The sequence below is a fragment of the Rhodospirillaceae bacterium genome (genome assembly GCA_016712715.1).
Lineage (GTDB): Bacteria > Pseudomonadota > Alphaproteobacteria > Dongiales > Dongiaceae > Dongia.
This window is the reverse complement of the sequence record JADJQM010000001.1, coordinates 1570040-1587973: the sequence shown is the minus strand read 5'-3', so window position 1 is coordinate 1587973 and position 17934 is coordinate 1570040. Positions and strand designations below refer to the sequence as shown.

The 17934-nt window shown below is 62.7% G+C and carries 20 protein-coding genes; 9 read left to right on the top strand and 11 right to left on the bottom strand.

Annotated features, from left to right (window positions below; translation table 11 throughout):
* The first annotated feature begins 74 nt into the window (after window positions 1–74).
* The 3 genes from IPK59_07740 (at window position 75) to IPK59_07730 (ending at window position 2631) form a co-directional block, all read left to right on the top strand.
* Window positions 75–1004, top strand: a complete 930-nt coding sequence (locus tag IPK59_07740) for an N-formylglutamate amidohydrolase (GenBank protein ID MBK8158652.1) — start codon at window positions 75–77, stop codon at window positions 1002–1004.
* Window positions 1001–1549 carry an N-acetyltransferase gene (locus IPK59_07735; protein MBK8158651.1) on the top strand — a complete coding sequence of 183 codons (549 nt, stop codon included), beginning with the start codon at window positions 1001–1003 and terminating at the stop codon, window positions 1547–1549. Before IPK59_07740 ends, IPK59_07735 begins: the two co-directional genes overlap by 4 nt.
* A 407-nt stretch (window positions 1550–1956) precedes the next feature.
* Window positions 1957–2631: a hypothetical protein gene (locus IPK59_07730; protein ID MBK8158650.1), complete on the top strand. Its 675-nt coding sequence runs from the start codon at window positions 1957–1959 to the stop codon at window positions 2629–2631.
* A gap of 25 nt (window positions 2632–2656) precedes the next feature.
* Here the strand turns inward: IPK59_07730 and IPK59_07725 are convergent, their stop codons facing one another.
* On the bottom strand, window positions 2657–4084 hold the full coding sequence (locus tag IPK59_07725) for an MFS transporter (protein ID MBK8158649.1): 1428 nt from the start codon (window positions 4082–4084) through the stop codon (window positions 2657–2659).
* Window positions 4085–4312: 228 nt separating this feature from the next.
* Here IPK59_07725 and IPK59_07720 point away from each other — a divergent pair, with 228 nt between their 5' ends.
* Together IPK59_07720 and IPK59_07715 are read left to right on the top strand one after the other, a co-directional pair.
* Entirely contained in the window at window positions 4313–4666 is a 354-nt protein-coding gene (locus IPK59_07720) for a cupin domain-containing protein (GenBank protein MBK8158648.1), read from the top strand.
* A gap of 55 nt (window positions 4667–4721) precedes the next feature.
* Window positions 4722–5942: an EAL domain-containing response regulator gene (locus tag IPK59_07715; GenBank protein ID MBK8158647.1), complete on the top strand. Its 1221-nt coding sequence runs from the start codon at window positions 4722–4724 to the stop codon at window positions 5940–5942.
* Between the two features lie 12 nt (window positions 5943–5954).
* Here the strand turns inward: IPK59_07715 and IPK59_07710 are convergent, their stop codons facing one another.
* The 3 genes from IPK59_07710 to IPK59_07700 all read right to left on the bottom strand — a co-directional run bounded on the left by IPK59_07710 (window position 5955) and on the right by IPK59_07700 (window position 7818).
* Window positions 5955–6266, bottom strand: coding sequence for a DUF983 domain-containing protein (locus IPK59_07710; protein ID MBK8158646.1), 312 nt, complete (start codon window positions 6264–6266; stop codon window positions 5955–5957).
* Between the two features lie 161 nt (window positions 6267–6427).
* The gene (locus tag IPK59_07705; protein MBK8158645.1) at window positions 6428–7042 is read right to left on the bottom strand and encodes a hypothetical protein; all 615 of its coding nucleotides are present in this window, start codon (window positions 7040–7042) and stop codon (window positions 6428–6430) included.
* The gene (locus tag IPK59_07700; GenBank protein ID MBK8158644.1) at window positions 6934–7818 is read right to left on the bottom strand and encodes a hypothetical protein; all 885 of its coding nucleotides are present in this window, start codon (window positions 7816–7818) and stop codon (window positions 6934–6936) included. Before IPK59_07700 ends, IPK59_07705 begins: the two co-directional genes overlap by 109 nt.
* A gap of 140 nt (window positions 7819–7958) precedes the next feature.
* Between IPK59_07700 and IPK59_07695 the strand changes: the two genes are divergently transcribed.
* Window positions 7959–8843: a PAS domain-containing protein gene (locus IPK59_07695; protein MBK8158643.1), complete on the top strand. Its 885-nt coding sequence runs from the start codon at window positions 7959–7961 to the stop codon at window positions 8841–8843.
* 10 nt (window positions 8844–8853) lie between these two features.
* Here the strand turns inward: IPK59_07695 and IPK59_07690 are convergent, their stop codons facing one another.
* Both IPK59_07690 and IPK59_07685 read right to left on the bottom strand, forming a co-directional pair.
* Window positions 8854–9960, bottom strand: coding sequence for an extracellular solute-binding protein (locus IPK59_07690; protein MBK8158642.1), 1107 nt, complete (start codon window positions 9958–9960; stop codon window positions 8854–8856).
* 67 nt (window positions 9961–10027) lie between these two features.
* Entirely contained in the window at window positions 10028–11524 is a 1497-nt protein-coding gene (locus tag IPK59_07685; protein ID MBK8158641.1) for a CoA-acylating methylmalonate-semialdehyde dehydrogenase, read from the bottom strand.
* Between the two features lie 135 nt (window positions 11525–11659).
* Between IPK59_07685 and IPK59_07680 the strand changes: the two genes are divergently transcribed.
* The 3 genes from IPK59_07680 (at window position 11660) to IPK59_07670 (ending at window position 13938) form a co-directional block, all read left to right on the top strand.
* On the top strand, window positions 11660–12499 hold the full coding sequence (locus IPK59_07680) for a class I SAM-dependent methyltransferase (GenBank protein ID MBK8158640.1): 840 nt from the start codon (window positions 11660–11662) through the stop codon (window positions 12497–12499).
* A gap of 79 nt (window positions 12500–12578) precedes the next feature.
* On the top strand, window positions 12579–13226 hold the full coding sequence (locus tag IPK59_07675) for a DsbA family oxidoreductase (protein ID MBK8158639.1): 648 nt from the start codon (window positions 12579–12581) through the stop codon (window positions 13224–13226).
* Between the two features lie 310 nt (window positions 13227–13536).
* The gene (locus IPK59_07670; protein ID MBK8158638.1) at window positions 13537–13938 is read left to right on the top strand and encodes a hypothetical protein; all 402 of its coding nucleotides are present in this window, start codon (window positions 13537–13539) and stop codon (window positions 13936–13938) included.
* Window positions 13939–13963: 25 nt separating this feature from the next.
* On the opposite strand, the gene IPK59_07665 is transcribed toward IPK59_07670, so the two are convergent.
* From IPK59_07665 to IPK59_07645, 5 genes are all read right to left on the bottom strand, one after another.
* Window positions 13964–14410, bottom strand: coding sequence for a helix-turn-helix transcriptional regulator (locus tag IPK59_07665; GenBank protein ID MBK8158637.1), 447 nt, complete (start codon window positions 14408–14410; stop codon window positions 13964–13966).
* Window positions 14411–14476: 66 nt separating this feature from the next.
* Entirely contained in the window at window positions 14477–15466 is a 990-nt protein-coding gene (locus IPK59_07660) for a hypothetical protein (protein ID MBK8158636.1), read from the bottom strand.
* 89 nt (window positions 15467–15555) lie between these two features.
* A complete protein-coding gene (locus IPK59_07655; GenBank protein MBK8158635.1) occupies window positions 15556–16299 on the bottom strand; it encodes a hypothetical protein in 744 nt (247 codons plus the stop codon).
* Window positions 16300–16303: 4 nt separating this feature from the next.
* The gene (locus tag IPK59_07650) at window positions 16304–17485 is read right to left on the bottom strand and encodes a YcaO-like family protein (protein ID MBK8158634.1); all 1182 of its coding nucleotides are present in this window, start codon (window positions 17483–17485) and stop codon (window positions 16304–16306) included.
* Between the two features lie 11 nt (window positions 17486–17496).
* Window positions 17497–17934, bottom strand: coding sequence for a hypothetical protein (locus tag IPK59_07645; protein MBK8158633.1), 438 nt, complete (start codon window positions 17932–17934; stop codon window positions 17497–17499).

The window sequence follows — 17934 nt, the reverse complement described above, 5'->3', positions numbered from 1 at the left end:
AAGGGCCAGGAATTTGCGTCCGCCGGCGCTGCCGGCCGTGACAGGCGGGGTAAAATTCACTAAAGCTTGGAGGGATGCCAAACGGTGACCTTCATATTGAGCCGGCCAGCGCAGCCCTAACTGCCGAATCTGGCGAAGCCATCCTCAATCTGCTCCGTCCCCAGGCGTGGCGGGCCCCGCTGATCGTTGCCTCGCCCCATTCCGGCACCCAATATCCACCGGCCTTCCTGGCCAGCACCGGCCTCACCCGGCAGGAATTGCGCCTGTCGGAAGACTGCTATGTCGACGAGCTGGTGGCGGCCGCCCCCGAGCTCGGCGTACCGCTGCTGGCGGCGCTCTTTCCCAGGAGCTTCTGCGACGTCAACCGCGAGCCGCTGGAGCTCGACCCCAGCATGTTCGCCGACCGGCTGCCGGCCGGGGCCAACATCGCTTCGCCCCGGGTGGCGGCGGGTCTCGGCGTCGTGCCGCGCCTGGGCGCCAACGACCGCGAGATCTATCGCCACAAGCTGACCTTTGCCGAGATCGAAGCGCGGCTTGCGCGCTATTACCGGCCCTATCACGCGACGCTGAATGCGCTGTGCAATGAGGCGGTCGCGAAGTTCGGCGCCTGCCTCATCCTCGATTGCCATTCGATGCCCTCGCCAGGCACGGCCGCCGCCGGCGGCGATCACCGCCATGGCGGGTCCAATAGCCGCGTCGATTTTGTGCTGGGCGATTGTTTCGGGGCGTCCTGCGCGCCGGCGATCAGTGCCGCGGTCGATGCTTACCTGCGCGCGGGTGGTGCCAACATGCGCCGCAACAGCCCCTATTCGGGCGGCTATGTGACCCAGCATTACGGCAGGCCGGCCACCGGCATCCATGTGCTGCAGGTCGAGATCAACCGCGCGCTCTATGTGAACGAGAAGTCGCTGGAACGGAGCGCCGGTTTTGCCAGCGTCCAGGCGACCATGACCGGGCTCATCAACATGCTGACGGACCGTGCTTCGGAGCTGCTGACGGCATGAGCGGTTTCACGATCCGACCGGCGGTCGAAGCCGATCTTGCCGCCCTGCAGCGGATCTATGCCCATCATGTGCTGACCGGCCTTGCCAGCTTCGAGGAAACACCACCGGACCTTCCGGAGATGATCCGCCGCTGGCAGGCCATTGCCGGGGCCGGGCTGCCCTATGTGGTGGCTGTGGCACCAGAGGGCGGTGAGGGGGGCGGTGAGATTGGCGGCTATGCCTATGCCGGGCCCTACCGGCCGCGCTCGGCCTATCGCTTCTCGGTCGAGGATTCGATCTATCTCGACCCGCGCTTCGTGGGTCGGGGGCTCGGCCGCATCCTGCTGCAGCGGCTGATCGACGATGCGACGGCGCTGGGCAAGCGGCAGATGATCGCGGTCATCGGTGATTCGGCGAATCAAGCCTCGATCGGGGTCCACCGGGCCTTGGGATTCGAGATGACGGGGACCTTCAAGGCCATCGGCCTCAAATTCGGGCGCTGGGTGGATACGGTGCTGATTCAGCGGGCGCTCGGTCCCGGGGCCAGCTCTACTCCGACTAATTAAGTAATTTCAGCGCTTTAATGGCGCTTTAATTCGGGGCCAGAAAAAAAGGCCGTGCCAAACGGCACGGCCCAAGTTCTGGGAGGAAACGCCCATGAGGGGCGCCTTGCGACAACGCCTGTCAGGGGAGAAATGCGTCGTCGCAAGGCAAAAGATGGCGATACCGCAGCGCAATGTCAAGCCTTTAGGCAGTGGTCAATTAAGCGTCATCGTGCTGAAAAAATTGGCAAATTTGTGTTGCTGCTATGCAACACTATAAAATAAGTAGAGTATTCGAAATCCCAGCTATCCCCTGGCAAACGCGGGATTTCCGACAGTATTAGTCGGACAAATGACAGCGTTGGTCAGGCGCATGTTTTGATTAACCATTCGGGATTGCCGGGGCTCTGCCACCCCGGTAACGTCATCGGATGAGCGAAATCCTCCTCTCCGGACCCCTCAACGGCACCCATGTGGCGGCCGCGCGGCTGGCCTGCGAGGAAAAAGGTCTCATTTATTCGGTGCAGGAACCGGATCTGCTCAAATCGGGCGGCTTCCGACTTGCCGAGCTGCTGACCTATCTCTGCGAACGGCAACCGACCCTGATCCATGGCGACGTCGCCCGGGGCGGCCTCATGCTGTTCGATCTCGAAGCGATCCTGCGTTACGTGGATGAGGGCTTCCCGGGACCGATCCTGCAGCCGGAGCCGCCCCGCGACCGGGCGCTCATGACCCAGATCATGGCGGTCATCCGCGCCCATCTGGTGCCGTCCGCGGTGGGTGTCGTGATCGCGCAGCGGCTGTTCGTGCCGTTCCTGGGCGGTGTGCCCGACCTCAATCTCGTGACGAGGATCTGCCCGGCGATGCAGGATGCGCTCTATGCGGTCGAGCAATTGTCGCTGCTCAGCCATGACGGCGAGCGTTCGGAGTTTCTGATCGGACGCGACCTCAGCCTTGCCGACATCATGCTGCTGCCGATCGTGGGATATCTCATGTCGACGCCCGAGGGGAAATCCGCCATCGGCGGCTCGACCAGGCTCTCGCGCTGGTGGATCGCACTCTCACGCCGCGCCAGTTGGGCCCGGACCAAGCCGCGGCTGGGCTGAGCGCCAGACAGTCCGCGGGCGACGCTCAGGCCTGCGATGGCGCGGTGCGGCGCGGCAGCAGGGAAATGAAGCGCAGGACGAAGACAAGGCCGCAGAGCGGTGCCAGCGTGCCCCAGCCCAGCACCAAGGTGACGGCCCGGGCGACATCGGCCTCGCCCAGCGCGTCGGTGAGGCCGGCGGCGTTGGCGATCGCTCCCGCGGCGGCGGCCCCGAACGCGATGCCGAGCGAACGCATGGTGGGAATGGAGGAGGCGGTAATCGACTCCTCGCCGGGGGCTGCGTGGCGCATGGCCGCCGCGACGACATGGAGGTTCGAGCTGCCAAGACCGATGCCGACCAATCCGTTGAGCGCCGCGATGGCATAGGGCGAGAGCGAGGTGACGCCAAAGGCGAGGCCGGCGAGGCCGATGACACAGAAGGCCATGCCGCAGACCATGGCGGCGATCACCATGCGACCCTGCCATTTGGCCGTGAAGACCGAGGCGGCCGTCCAGCCGATGGCAAGGATTGCCATCATGTAGCCGGCGACGATCGGCGACTGGCCATGAAGTTCCTGCAGGGCCAGCGGCAGGAACACGCCGATGACGGTGTGGGTCATGGAGGCGAGGAACATCGCCCAATAGCCGGTGCCGGTCGTGGTGAACCAGGACAGCGGCTGACTGGGGAAGAGACGGTTGAGGCCCCGCCGGTCAAGCAGGAAGGTACTGAACACCAGCAGCAGGGCAAGGGCGATGAGGCCGATGCGCGCGGGCAGCGTGGCGCCTTCGCTGGCGATGCCGACGCTCATGACGCCGGCGGTGAGCAGGGCCATGCGGCCGAAGGGGAATTGCGGCACGGGGCCGGGCTGCGGCCGGTCGGCCGGCAGCTTGCTCAAGGCGACGCCGAGGAAGATCAGCACGAACGGCAGATTGAACCAGAAGGCGCCGCGCCAGAAGTCGATCGCCGCAAAGCTGCCGCCGAGCGCCGGGCCGATCAGGGCGGCAACACCCCAGGTCGAGGAGATGAGTGCCAGCAGCGGCTTCTTCAGCGGTTCGGGAAAGAGCTCTCCCACCATCGCCATCGACCGCGACAGCACGATGCCTCCACCGAAGCCCTGCACGAAGCGGGCGAAGATGAAGAGTTCCATGCTGGGCGCTGCCGCGCAGCCGATCGAGCCGAGCAGGAACAGGACGGCGCCGGCGCAATAGGCGCGCCTGCCGCCAAAGCGCAGCCGCAGCGGTGCCGTCGCCGCGGCGCCGATGATCGAGGCCACCATGTAGAGCATGGTCGACCAGGCATAGAAATGGGCGCCGCCCAGATCGCGCACCACGTCGGGCATGACGGTCGAGACCACGAACACATCCACGGCATGGAGCGCGATGCCGAGATTGAGCATGACGACATAGAGGCCGAGCCCATGGCCAAACAGATTTCGCCAGCTATTGGCCGGGGCGTTGTCGGGTGGGGTGGTCATGCTGGGATCCTTGGCGCGCGGGGCTCGTGGTGGCTGGCGGTTGGGCGCCGAATGTACGAGCGGCCCCGTGACCCGTCAAAGACCCTGCGGCGCTGGGCTGCCATGCTTTCTCGCATAGCTGGCATTTGACGCAAAACCAGGGTCCGGCCCACACGCATGTGCGGCCGCAACGGTGGCGTCGCCCTGTCATTGATGCTACATATTTCCAGCTCAATTCGGGGGAATCACATGAGCGTCAAACTGATCCGCTTCGGCAACAATCCGCCACCTGTCGAGACCGGTGCGCCGGGGAACATCATCAGCGGCAATCCGAGCACGAAGCTGCAGAACTACTACACCGACGCGACGGGCCAGTTCTTTTGCGGGATCTGGGAATCCAGCCCCGGCAAATGGCAGGTGAATTATGGCGAAGAAGAATTCTGCGCCATCCTCGCCGGTCGAGCCACGCTCACCGATGCCGACGGTGAGGCGCAATCCTTCAAGACCGGCGACGCCTTCATCATTCCCAAGGGCTTTACCGGCACCTGGGAAACGATCGAGGCGGTCAGGAAATGGTATGTGATCTTCGAGCCGAAGGCATGACGATGCGCCGAGGCACCAGCGGTCGAGTTCGTCCACCGATCGCGGCGAGGTAGCGATGGCCGTTCCGGCATCCGGCTTGCGCGTCCTCGTGATCGACGAGCAGAACGTAACGCGCCGCATGGCGGTGAAGATGGTGCGCGACGGCGGTGCCACCGAGGTCCTCGAGGCCGAGAGCGTGGAACATGCGCTGGTCATGCTCGAGGCGCAGCACGCGCCGGTCGATCTGGTCATCACGGATATCAAGGCAGGCGCTTCCTCGACGGCGCTGGATGCGGTGGGGTTCGTGCGCCGCATCGCCGAACGGCGCCTCGCGGCTCATCTCATCATTGCCTCGGCACTTGATGAGCCGATCATTCGGTCGGTCGAGGCGATGGCGTTGGGCTTTGGTCTGGAGGTGGCCGGGTTGGTGCGCCGCCCGATCAGCCCGGAATCTTTGCGTCCTGTCATCGTGCGCCTGGTGGCCCGCCGGGCGGCGGCCCCCTTGCTGCGTTCCCGGTCGGTCCACCTCACCGTCGAAGACCTGCGTCACGCCATTGCCGACAAGCAGTTCGTGCCTTATTTCCAGCCACGCGTCCGGGCCAGTGACGGGACGTTCACGGCAGCCGAAGCGCTGATCCGCTGGGCACATCCGGAGCGCGGCCTGGTGCCGCCGCGCGCCTTCATTCCGCTGGCGGACCGTACCGGCCTCATCGACGGCATCACCGACGTGGTGTTGGAGAAGTCGATCAACTGGGCGCGGGTTTGGCGAGATGCGGGCATCGACATCGCGGTCTCGGTCAACCTCACCGAAAACGTGCTCAATCAGCCGCGGCTTCCCGAGCGTATCGCGCAGCTTGCCAGGCAGCATGATGTGGCCCATGGGCGCATTGTCCTCGAAGTCACGGAATCGGCCGCCATCACCGAGATGGCCTCGTCGCTCGAGGCGCTGGCCCGTCTGCGCATCATGGGCTTTGGATTGTCGATCGATGATTTTGGCACCGGCATGGGCACGCCGGAGCAACTCGCGCGCAGGCCCTTTACCGAAGTGAAGATCGACCAGGCGCTGGTGACGGGGGTGTACGAGCAGCCCCAATTCTTCGGTGTCCTCGAATACTCGCTGAAACTGGCCAGGCAGCTGGGCCTCAAGACGGTCGCCGAAGGCGTCGAGACCCAGGCGGACTGGGATCTGCTGAAGGATCTTGGCTGCGACGAGATGCAGGGCTATCACGTCGCGCGTCCGATGCCCGGCGAAGAGATCGAGGGCTGGGCACAGGGCTGGCACCGCGAGGCGCTTTAGAGGGCGATCTGCCTAGTCGGCGTTTCGCGAGCAATAGATCGCGGCCATCACGGCGCCTTTGATAAAGGGCAGAAGGGCCAGCGACATGATCACCGTGAACGGCAACCAGATGGCAAGCTGCACCCAGGTCGGCGGATGGGCATAGCTTTCCAACATCAGCAAGCCCGTCACCAGGATGTGGCCGACGATGAAGATGGTGAAATAGGCTGGCGCATCATCTGCCCGCAGCGGCTCAAAGGGTAGGGCGCAGGCGCTGCATTGTTCGGCAATGCTGAGATAGCCCTGGAACAAGCGCCCCCGCCACAGCGTGGGCATTTGCGGCACCAGCCGCGCCCCAGGGCCGTGGTCCATTTCGACGTGACTTCGAGCGGCGGCATTGCAGGGATGTTCCTCAGAGTTCAGCAGCAGATACACCATAGAACCTGCCACCAAGTCCACCATGCGGCTCGATGTCACCATCCGATATCCATATGTGTTCCCGGGAATCAGATCTTCGGTCGTTGAAATGGCTGGCTTTGTTCGAATGCGCGGGCGGCATTGAGGACGGCACGATCGCCATACAGGGGTCCGACAATCTGCAGGCCAATAGGGAGGCCAGCACTGGTGAGGCCGCATGGCAGGGAAATGGCCGGCTGGCGCGTCAGGTTGAACGGGTAGGTGAACGGGGTCCAGTCCGACCATTGCTTGTGGGCGACATGGGGTGGGAAGTCGTGCCCCGCCTGGAAGGCAGGGATCGGCATGGTCGGTGTCACCAGCAAATCATATCGCTGATGGAATTGATTCATGCGGGTTCCCATCGCTTCTCGCGCCTTCACGGCGGCGAGGTGCTCCATAAGCGAAATCCTGCTACCCAACGCGACCACCTGGGCAAGACCCGGATCGAGCAGTTTCCGCTTTTCGTCCGGGAACTGACTGACGAGAAAGGCCGCACCGCCGAACCAGTGCGTCTGGAAGGTGAGCAAACTGGGATCGAGCACTTGGTCAACCAGGTCTACTTTGGCACCAAGAGCCTCGAACCGTGCGACTGCCTTTGCGACGCTGGATGCGATTTCCGGGTCGACGGTAGCGCCTGACAAGGTCGGGAGAAGGCAATGCGCCAGCCTGCGATATTGCCATTCAGGGTTTCATGATAGTCGGCGGGTTCGGCCGGCAGCGCGTGACAATCCCGCGGGTCGGGCCGCGAGATGACCGAGAACATCAGCGCCGCATCGGCGACCGAGCGCGTCATCGGTCCGACATTGGCAAGGCTGCCGAAAGGCGAGAGGGGATAGGCTGGAACGCGCCCGAAGGTCGCCTTGAACCCGACAATGCCGCTGAAGCTCGCAGGTATGCGGATGGAGCCGCCGCCATCGGTCCCGATATGGAGCGCTCCCATGCCGGTGGCCGCGGCAACCGCCGCACCACCGCTGGAACCGCCGGGTGTCATGGCCGGATTCCAGGGATTGCGCGTGATCCCGGTGAGCGGCGAATCCGTGACACCTTTCCAGCCAAACTCCGGCGTGGTGGTCTTGCCAAGGATGACGGCGCCATGGGCGCGCAGGCTGGCACTGCTCGGCGCGTCGTCGGTCCAGGGTTGATCGGCATCAACCAGCAGGGAACCCCGCCGCGTGGGCAGGCCCTTGGTCAGTACCAGGTCCTTGATCGACACCGGCACGCCGTCGATCAGCCCGCAGGGCTCGTTACGCTGCCAGCGTGCCTCGGATGCCCTTGCCTGCGCGAGGGCGCCGTCCCGGTCGACCTGGCAATAGGCATTGAGGGCAGGGTTGTGGCGCGCGATCGCCGCAAGAGCTGCTTCGGTGACGTCCACGGGCGACAGTTTGTGAGCGCGATAAAGGGCGATCAACTCGACCGCGGTCAAGAACGCGAGATCATTCATGAACAAAACCCCCAGATAGATCAATTAACCTTCTATCAACCGCTATTCCTGCATGGTTCCGCCGCGTTGTTCAATGCTGCACTGGATGTTGCACGCCTTGAACATGGGATTGGCTGGCGGATCAAGAATGGGGTCGTGGGATGAGCTTGCAAGGGACCTGGGAATTATCATTCCTGGTAGATCGTGACGGCCGGATTCTGGAAGGTCGCGGCGCGTGCAGCGAGCATCTCGGGCAGAGCCTGCAAAGCCTGATCGGCAGTTCATTTCTGACCTATGTCGTGCCCCAGGAACGACCGCATCTGCGCCGCTTCATCGGCCAATTGCATCGACCGAAGGCCAAGCGCGCGGCGCTCATTTCCCTGCAGACACCGGGTGGCGCCGTTCGCGCCTATGCGATGGAAGCGCAAGCTGGTCGATCGGCCGAGGATAACTGGCTGATGTTCACGCGCGATGTCGCCAGTGGCGAGGGGATCGACGATCTCGATCTGCCACTGGTGATGGCGGATGAAGGCCAGTTCCTGCGCCTAGTGGAACTGGCGGCCGCACAGTCCCGCGAGTCACTGGATCTGACGACGATCGAAATCGGCGGTCTCAGCGACACGAAGAAGTTGGCGGGGCTCGATGTCGATGGCATTGCCGCATTCGAGCGCAGCATTGGCGAAACGCTGTCCGGCAATGCTCATGAAGGCATCCTCTCCAATCCTTCTCGCGGCTTTTACAATCTGCTTCATGATCCAGCCAAAGGCGGCGATGCCATTGCGCAGGATCTGACTTCGGTTGCCAGCCGGCATGGTATCAGTGCCACGCAGGCCGGCATCGCCCATGCCACCATGTCGGTGGCACCCAACACGTCGCTCGGCGACATCCGGGCCTCCCTCAGCGTCATGCAGAAGCGCATGCCGGGCTATCAGAGCTGGGATCAGCCAGCCAAATCAAGGATGAGCGAAGGGCAGATCGCTGCCACCATCGGCATTGGTGCCTTTCTTCTCGGCTTGGTCGCCATCGCGGTCTGGCTGATGGCCTGACGCAGGCGGTTCAGGAACGCTGCAGCATGTCGGCAAATTCAGCGCGCGCCTTGTCGAAATTGTCCGCCCACCATTGGCTGTCGACGATGACCTGCTGAGCCAGATTTTCCGGCTGCGTCGGGTCGTAATCGCGCAATGCCTTGGGCATCGCCGCGGTTGCTGCCGGGTTGACGGGACCGACGCGCTGCAGGTTGGTGAATTCGATCTGCCGGGCCGGATCCTGCATGTGCCCGATCAGTTTGAAGGCATCGATGCCGCCGGGATTTCCCTTCGGGACCACCCAGACACCTGGATGGAGCACACCACCGGCCCAGGTGAAGGCGATCTTGCCCTCGCTCTCCTTGGCCAGGGCCACGGCCCGCGTGTGCCAGATGCACGCCATCGAGATCGTCTTGTCGACGAACATCTGCTGCACCTGCTGGCCACTTTCCCAGGTCTGCAATTGGGGCTTCAGCTTGTAGAGACGGTTCACTGCGAGGTTGATGTCGATGGGATAGGGATTGGTTGGCTTGTCGCTACCCGCCATCATCGCCGCTTCAAAAGCGCCGTTCATCCAGCGATAGACCGCACGACCCCCGGGAAAGGACCTTGTGTCGAAGAAATCCTTCCAGCTCAGGGGTGGTCGCCCGGCGAAGCGCTCGGTGTCGAAGGCCAGCACATAGGAATAGGCATAGCCGCCGGCGCCATGGGTAAAAGCGAAGGGCGGCATGATCTTGGCTGGATCGACGGTCTTGTAGTCGATGGCACTGAGATGCCCGGTGGCACCGAGACGCAGGGCGGTGAAGCCGTCGGCATCGCAAATGTCCCAGGTGACATCGCCGGAATCGACCAGGGTACGAATGGCACCTTCCGTGGGGCCGGTGCCATCGAACAGAATAGAGGTGCCGGTTGCCGTCTCATAGCTCTTGCCGAAGGCACGGGTGGACTCTTGATCTCGTCGCCACCCCAGGTCGCAAAGACCAATTCCTTGGCGGCAGCACGAGACGATCGCGGTAGAAATCCAGCACCGGCAGTGCCCGCTAGCGCGCCCAGCAAGTGCCGTCGCGACCAGCCATTCTGGCGGGCGAGGGCGAAGGCATCCTGCAGGAAAGGCGAGATCGGCATCGGGACTCCACAAAGCGACACGGCCGGATCGGGTTTAACCGATCCGGCCGCAGATAGAAAGATACCCTGAAGAGACTGCTCTACTTCATGGTCGGCATGACGAACTCGGCGCCGGAGCGGATACCGGTCGGCCAGCGGCCGGTGATGGTCTTCAGCTTGGTGAAGAAGCGGATGCCTTCCATGCCGTGCATGTGATGATCGCCGAACAGCGACCGCTTCCAGCCGCCGAAGCTGTTGAAGGCCATCGGCACGGGGATCGGCACGTTGATGCCGACCATGCCGACCTTGATCTTCGAGGCGAAGTCGCGGGCGGCATCGCCGTCGCGGGTGAAGATCGCCGTCCCGTTGCCGTATTCATGGTCATTGATCAGCTTGACGGCGCTGGCGTAGTCGGGCACGCGCACGACCGAGAGGACCGGGCCGAAGATCTCTTCCTTGTAGATTTTCATGTCCGGCTTCACGTTGTCGAACAGGCAACCGCCCAGGAAATAGCCATTCTCATAGCCCTGCAGCTTCAAGGTTCGGCCGTCGACCACCAGCTTGGCGCCTTCCTTGACGCCCTGGTCGACGTAGCCTTTGACCTTCTCGAAATGTTGCTTGGTCACCAGCGGACCCATTTCGGCGTCCGGATCGGTGCCCGGTGCCACCTTCATGCCACGCACGCGGGGGGCCAGCTTCTCTATCAGCGTGTCGCCGACCTTGTCGCCGACGGCAACCGCCACCGAGATCGCCATGCAGCGCTCGCCGGCTGACCCGTAGCCCGCACCCATGAGGGCGTCGGTCGCCTGGTCCATATCCGCATCCGGCATGACGATCATGTGGTTCTTGGCACCACCCAGCGCCTGTACGCGCTTACCGTGCGCGGTGCCGGTGGTGTAGATGTATTCGGCAATCGCGGTGGAGCCGACGAAGCTCACCGCCTCGATGCCAGGATGGGTGAGGATCGCATCGACCGCTGCTTTGTCGCCATGGACGACGTTGAACACACCGTCGGGCAGGCCCGCTTTCTTCAGCAGATCGGCCACCATGTTGGAGACCGACGGATCGCGTTCCGAGGGCTTCAGGATGAAGCAGTTACCGGCGACCAGCGCCAGCGGGAACATCCACATCGGCACCATCGCCGGGAAGTTGAACGGCGTGATGCCGGCCACGACGCCGAGCGGCTGACGCACCGACCAGCTGTCGACATTGGTGCCGACATTCTCGCAGAACTCACCCTTGAGGAGCTGCGGGGCGGCGCAGGCGAATTCGATGACTTCCAGGCCGCGGGTGAACTCGCCCTTGGCGTCGGAGAGGACCTTGCCATGCTCGGCGGTGATCATCGCGACGATCTTGTCGGTGTTCTCTTCCGCGAGCTGCTTGAACTTGAACATGATGCGGGCGCGGGTGAGGGGCGGTGTATTGGCCCAGCCCGGAAAGGCTTCCTGCGCGTTCTTGACCGCGGCATCGAGCTCGGCGGCGCTCGCCAGCGCCACCTTGGCCTGGATCTCGCCGGTCGCCGGGTTGAACACGTCGGCAAATCGGCCGGATGTGCCAGCCACTTCCTTGCCGCCGATATAATGATTGATCGTCCGCATTGCCGCCCTCTCCAGATGCTGAAATGATGCTTCTTAAGCGGACGGTATAAGGCCGGATCATCGCTCTGGTCAACATCTTAATCAACATGTTAAGTATAATGATCAATTGAGCTGCCTGATTGTTTTGGCGAATAAATGACTGATAAGACAACCGAACAAGTGGTGGCGCAGCATTACGGCCGGGAAGGCTTGGAACAGGCCATCCTGGCGGCGCTCACGGCTGCTGGCAAAGATATCGCCCACCTCAATCCGGATGACCTCGCCGGTGTCGACGAATTTCATCTGGGTTGGCGGGCGCAGACGGTCTCGCTGGCCGAGCGTCTGGGCCTCGGCGGTGATGATCATGTCCTCGATATCGGGTCCGGCATCGGCGGCCCGGCGCGCTGTTTTGCGGCGGGGTATGGCTGCAGGGTGGCGGGAATCGACCTCACGCCGGATTTCGTCATTGTGGCGCGGACGCTTACCCAGCGCTGCGGCCTGGCAGATCTCGTCTCATTCCATCTGGGTAGCGCCCTGACACTGCCATTCAGGGCCGGATCCTTCGATGTGGCAACCCTGATTCATGTGGGTATGAACATCGACGACAAGGCGGCCCTGTTTGCCGAGGCAAGACGCGTGCTCAAACCCGGCAGCCGGTTCGGCGTCTACGATGTCCTGTTTGCCGATGGCGCGGTCAAATTGCCCTACCCCATGCCCTGGGCGATCGGGCCGGAAACGAGCTTTGTCGAAACCCCTGCCATGTACCGGAAATTGCTGACCTCAGCCGGCTTTACCATCGAAGCGGAGGCAAATCGGCGCGATTTTACCCTGAATCTGGCGCGCGAGATGCGGGCGCAAGCGGCGAAATCTGGCCCCTCCGGCCTCGGCCTTCATGTGATCATGGGCCCGGCCGCCAAGGACAGAATGCGCAATGTGATGGACGCGCTGGAGCGAGGCCTGATTGCGCCGGTCGAGTTCATCGCGCGGGTCGCCTAGCAGGCCTGTTGCAATCCGCCACGGAATGCTTAGATCGGCGGGCGAGTATCCCCATTTCATCCAGCATTGGCGGCCAGGAATGACCAAGAACATCAAGATCGACTTTGTATCCGACGTCTCCTGCCCCTGGTGCGTCATCGGCTTGAAATCCTTGGAGGCGGCCTTGGGACGCCTTGGGGACGAGGTGGTGGCCGACATGCACTTCCAGCCCTTCGAGCTTAATCCGCAGATGGGGCCGGAGGGGCAGAACATCGTCGAACATATCGGCCAGAAATACGGCGCCACGCCCGAACAATCGGCGCAGACCCGCGCCATGATCCGCGAACGCGCGGCCGCTGTCGGATTCGACATGCGCACCAATGATGAGAGCCGCATCTACAATACCTTTGATGCGCATCGGCTTCTGCATTGGGCGGGGCCCCTCGGCAAGCAGGCAGCGCTCAAGCATGCGATGTTCAAGGCCTATTTCACCGATGGCGCCGTGATGTCCGACCGCTCCACCCTGGCGGATGTTGCGGAGAAGGCGGGTCTTGATCGCGACGAAGCCGCCAGGATTCTCGCCGGGGACAGCTATGCGGACGAGGTCCGGTCGCAGGAGCACTTCTATCAAGAGCAAGGGATCAGCGCGGTCCCGGCCATCATCATCAACGACAAATATCTGATCTCCGGCGGCCAACCGGTCGAAATCTTCGAGCGTGCATTGCGGGAGATTTCTGCCGCGGCGTAAGCGGGCCGATGCGGAGCACATCGGATCAGAGCATTTGCGGGCGCCCTCGGCCACTTCGGTTCTCTCAGGTCTCAAACGGCGTTCGCAGGGGCGACCATTGCCGCCAGAAGCCGGATTTTTCCTTTCGTATCAGTGAAAATCCTGGTTTCACGCTGGAGTCACGCCCAACCAGCTAATGATGAGCCCATTGGACATGATGCTAATCGCATTGCGCATCTGATCGGGTCACGGATCGAGGCGTCGTCCGCAACAAGATCTGTTGGGGGTCGCTATGGAACAGGGAACTGCAATCCGGAGGAAAGTCCAGCCGTTGAAATCCTCGCGTGAAACGCGAGCGGCTGTCTCATATGAAGACGATTTCAGCGCCGCCCTGAAGGCGCTGGAGGCCTTGAATACAGCCTATCGGCGCGTCGCACGCGTCCTGACCGAGGAAATCGATCGCTCGAAAGCGAATGTCGACGAAATTTCCGCCTTGGGCGGCCGGTTGCGCTGGGTTACCGAACGCCAAAGATTGGTACGTACCGCGCTGCAGTCTGGCCCGGGCTTGATCGCTTATGTGTGCGGCGACTGCCATGAGGTCAAGGAGCTGCGCTCGCTCGCAGAGACGGCGGCGAAACTTGCGAATGACAGCAAGGCCTATCCAACGACGCTAAATCTTCTCAATTACATCGACCATGAACTGGGCTGGACGCCGCTCGCCCAGTCGGCGTGAAATGAGTCGGCGTGAGTGGCACCCGCTACTTGGCCTTGCCGAGTGACCGGGTCAGATCGACCAGATGTTTGCGCACTTTGGCGCTTTTGATCTGGTAGTAGGCACGCACCAATTCGAGCGTCTCGCGACGCGCCATCGGGTCCTTCTCGTCTTCGGCGACGAGAGGGACCGCCCCTTGCAAATGCCCCGGGCTTTGCTCCTCGACCTCGGCGGACATTCCCTCGAAGAAATAGGGAATGCCGATGTCCAGTACGCGGGCAATATCGTAGAGACGGCTTGAGCTGACGCGGTTGGCGCCGGATTCATATTTCTGGATCTGCTGAAAGGTCAGGCCGATCAATTTGCCAAGCCTTTCCTGGCTCAGGCCAAGCAAAGTCCGGCGCAACTGAAGTTTGCGGCCGACATGGACGTCGATGGGGTTGGGGAACCCCTTGCTGGCCATGCGGCCGGATGATTTGCGGTCTTGCGCCATGATAAACCTTGCGTCGCCGATTCGCGAATGGATGGTCGTGACGTTATTTTAGAAACGGAGGCGACGCTACCGTCGTGTGAGAACCTTGCTGGCGCAGCGGAGGGCGCCGCCCGCGCGGGTCATGGCGCTCCAGCCATAGACGGGTATGCTTTCGAAGCCAAGCTCCTCCCAGGCGAGCCGGTTCGCACTGTCATAGAGGGCAAGCTCAGGCTCTAGATCGCCGAACTGGGGCATCCAGACCAGGGGTCGCGACTTGCCCTGCTCAAACCTGATATCGTTCTCGACGATGACATTGTTGTAGGCGCGCAGCATGGGGTTTGGCGCATAGATGGGGTGCGGCAAATAGGGCACTTTGTTGCGCAGGACAGCAAAGCCATCGGCCGTCAGCCGGTCGACGCTGGCATCAAGTTGCTCTGCCCAGCCCACCATGCGAGGGCCGTCCGGGTCGAGCGTCTTGCGCGGATCGGCAACAAAAAGCACCGGTCGCCCATCGGCGGTGTCGATGCCGGTCAGCGACACGACCAGATCGAGATGATGTGGCTGTTGTGCCAGACCCGGCTTGTCACCCCGGCGCGGCAGGTTGAACCCGAAGACGTGGACCGGCCGGGCATCCAGGGCAGCGTGACCAGCCAAGGCCTCTTCTATGGTCACGGGTCGGTCGCCAATGCGCTTGGTGTTTTCGATGCTCGAGGCGCCGACCAAGCGGAAATTTTTGCCCGTCAGCATGTTGCCGCCGGTGAGGTGAAGTGGTGGGGCGAGACCCAGTCTGCAACCGGCTTGCGTCAGCCATTTGGCATGCTGGCCCGCATGATCGGTATCCTGGAGTGGCAACAACAGAGGTAGGCCGTTGTGTTCAGCCACCAGGAGGGGGTCCTGTATCCAGAGGTCGACGTCGCGCATCGTGCCTTGGACCGGCACGACGCGAAGGTCGCATGAAAGTTTGAGCTGTGCCGCCCAAGCTTCACCAAGGCCGATGGTCGTCTTCTCGATCAGGAGCAGCAGCCTGCTGCCAGTGGGCATCGCCTGGGCGAGCGCGGCAAAGGCGCGGCGCTTCATTTCCTCCTTTGGGGTGAAAAGGAAGGCGGGAAGAGCAACAGCAATTTGCTCGATCAAACCACCGCAATCAGGGACCAGTGGGGCCATTGTCAAGCTGTCGCCCGACCGGCCGGGCGGGCGGCTATTTCCTGCCGCAGTTCCTGGAAGAACAAGGTGTCATTGAAGGCGCCGTCGATCGACCTGGCTGGCGGTGCCATTGCCGCCGCATCGTCAGCCATGGCTCGGACAAGGAGCCAAGCGTCTTCGCACTTTCGGTTGACGGTGTTTGCGCGAATGATATGGCGGTCGGCCGGATCCCGAAGGTCCATCGCGTCAAACACGAAATTCCATGTCCGGTCCTTGAAATGGATCGACCGGGCCGCTTGGTCCAACAGATCTGCGACAGTCGCTCCGATCAACCGCCGCGCACGAAGATGTTCCAGAGTCGCATCGATGTCGACCAGGGCCTCGGTCACTGGCGGGAATCCGAGTTCCGCTGGGCCGTGCACGATCGCTACGTCTTCATCCGCTGTGCGCAGCCCTTCGGCATAGTCGCGGTAGATAGAGCCGATGCCGATCATGCCGAAAGCGGAACATTCGGCCGCGCGTAGGGCACCCATGCTGGCGGCACCCAGAACGCGGATGCCACGGTCGAGCGCAAAGAGGATTTCCTTGTGCCAGACAGCGGCGCCATCACCGAATGTGCCGTCAACGAGCCCGATGGAAGTCGCACCGTCGAGCACGGCGGCCAGGAGATCGCCCTTGCCGGCCGGTGGCCGCTTCTCGATCGATGCCGGCCATGGCTGGTCGCGGCCGTGGAGGCTGGGGCCGACGAAGACGACTGCCCGGGTCATGCGGTCAGCCAGCCCGCAACAGCGCGTCGATCAGGCTGGCACCAACCCGACTGACCCCGTTCGTCCCGGCAACATCCAGTCCCGGCACGAGCACGCGTGTAACCTGCAGCCCGGGAAGCGCAGTGGCCAGCGGGAAGACAAAAACATCCCCGGCGCCGCTGACAAGAATGGTGTTGATAACATGTTCGAGCGTCGCCGCCGGCGTAGCGAGACTCGATTGGGCGCGATGGCCTGCGACCTCGCAAAGCGGGACCGTGGCGCTAGATCCAGCCGGGAGCCTGGCCAGACTCTTTCGATAGTCCGCGGCCGTGATGTCATCGCGTGATCCGGCAATGTCGGTAGCGCGGGATTGCACACATTCGAGCAAAGCCGCGAGCGCAGCGTCATGGGCGTCGAGGCGACAGGCGAAACCGGCCGTCAGTGTGGCGCCCGCACCATCATCGGACAAGATTGTGCGTTCCATGAAGCAGGCGATGACCGGCAAGGGGACATTGCTGGGGAGGGCAAAGAATTGCGGCGTAAAACCGGCATTCACCACCCGCGCTATGGCCTGGTCCAAATCGCGATTGACCCCATCCTGTTGTCGAACCGCGTACAATGTCCGAGCACCAGCTCCAAACAGGTCGAGGGCGGCCGTCGCATTGTGCTCGACCACTTCGAGGAGCGCGTGCAGCAATGTGCGATCAGCCTCGCCACCGGCAGCAAGGCCGATGGAGGACATCTTGAAAATCTGATGATCCCAGGGCGCTTTGGCGCGCATATCCAGGCCGACCAGTTCATAGGGCGCCAGGATCTCGGTGCCCGACTGCATCGCGATGCCGCTGACCCAGGCATATTCGCGGTCGGGGTCGAGCTCATCGGTCACGCACCGCATGATGCGGTCAGTTGGGATGGTCCGACGGTCCCGTTGCTGCAGAGTGCGCAAGGTGGCGAAACAATCGACCACATCCTCCGCGCGCTCGGCAATCGCACACTCCGCTGCCTCCATGATGGCGGAGATGCGCGCCTGCGCCGCGTTCATGCCCTTGCCTTGCGAGACGGACAGGGCGCGGGAGTTCGGCCGGCAGGCAAACCACACGGGCAGGCCGATCCGATCCAGGCCGGTAATGTCGCCGACGCGCGTTATCCCCAGCTGCTGGAGATCGCGTGCGTCGGCGCGACCAGTCTCGAAGAAGTCCGCGGTCAACACACGCTTTGTTAGCCGAGCGACCCTTCACGCAACTCCACGTCGGGCGGCGTTGAAGGGTTGAGATCGGAGAGGACGCTCGAGAGCGGCGGCACGGTTGTACGCTTCGCCGACCAATCGGAATCGTCGATATCGCCGACGAAACAGAAATCAGCATCTGACAAGACAGTACCTTTGCCGATCAAATTGCCGATCGCCTGATACGACGTATCGAGATCAGGAATGGCTTGCTGAACTTCAGTCTTGTTGACGATTGCCTTGGCGCCTGCGGCAATCTGAGCGAAGGCGCTGTCATAGGACTTACCCTGCCCGGTCGCATAGGCTTCTATAGTCGCCCTGCTGAGATGCGTCAGCTTCAGTGGTTCGGTCTTGATGAACAGAACGCCAGTCTGCCGATCACCGATAACGTACAATCTAGACATGGGAACCCCCTTCTTATCAGAGATCAT

Coding starts and splice junctions, on each gene's coding strand:
- IPK59_07725 (MBK8158649.1), bottom strand. CDS start 4,084: ATGACCACCCCACCCGACAACGCCCCGGCCAATAGCTGGCGAAATCTG.
- IPK59_07675 (MBK8158639.1), top strand. CDS start 12,579: ATGACCAAGAACATCAAGATCGACTTTGTATCCGACGTCTCCTGCCCC.
- IPK59_07735 (MBK8158651.1), top strand. CDS start 1,001: ATGAGCGGTTTCACGATCCGACCGGCGGTCGAAGCCGATCTTGCCGCC.
- IPK59_07665 (MBK8158637.1), bottom strand. CDS start 14,410: ATGGCGCAAGACCGCAAATCATCCGGCCGCATGGCCAGCAAGGGGTTC.
- IPK59_07730 (MBK8158650.1), top strand. CDS start 1,957: ATGAGCGAAATCCTCCTCTCCGGACCCCTCAACGGCACCCATGTGGCG.
- IPK59_07720 (MBK8158648.1), top strand. CDS start 4,313: ATGAGCGTCAAACTGATCCGCTTCGGCAACAATCCGCCACCTGTCGAG.
- IPK59_07685 (MBK8158641.1), bottom strand. CDS start 11,524: ATGCGGACGATCAATCATTATATCGGCGGCAAGGAAGTGGCTGGCACA.
- IPK59_07645 (MBK8158633.1), bottom strand. CDS start 17,934: ATGATCTCTGATAAGAAGGGGGTTCCCATGTCTAGATTGTACGTTATC.
- IPK59_07695 (MBK8158643.1), top strand. CDS start 7,959: ATGAGCTTGCAAGGGACCTGGGAATTATCATTCCTGGTAGATCGTGAC.
- IPK59_07700 (MBK8158644.1), bottom strand. CDS start 7,818: ATGAATGATCTCGCGTTCTTGACCGCGGTCGAGTTGATCGCCCTTTAT.
- IPK59_07680 (MBK8158640.1), top strand. CDS start 11,660: ATGACTGATAAGACAACCGAACAAGTGGTGGCGCAGCATTACGGCCGG.
- IPK59_07740 (MBK8158652.1), top strand. CDS start 75: ATGCCAAACGGTGACCTTCATATTGAGCCGGCCAGCGCAGCCCTAACT.
- IPK59_07655 (MBK8158635.1), bottom strand. CDS start 16,299: ATGACCCGGGCAGTCGTCTTCGTCGGCCCCAGCCTCCACGGCCGCGAC.
- IPK59_07715 (MBK8158647.1), top strand. CDS start 4,722: ATGGCCGTTCCGGCATCCGGCTTGCGCGTCCTCGTGATCGACGAGCAG.
- IPK59_07660 (MBK8158636.1), bottom strand. CDS start 15,466: ATGAAGCGCCGCGCCTTTGCCGCGCTCGCCCAGGCGATGCCCACTGGC.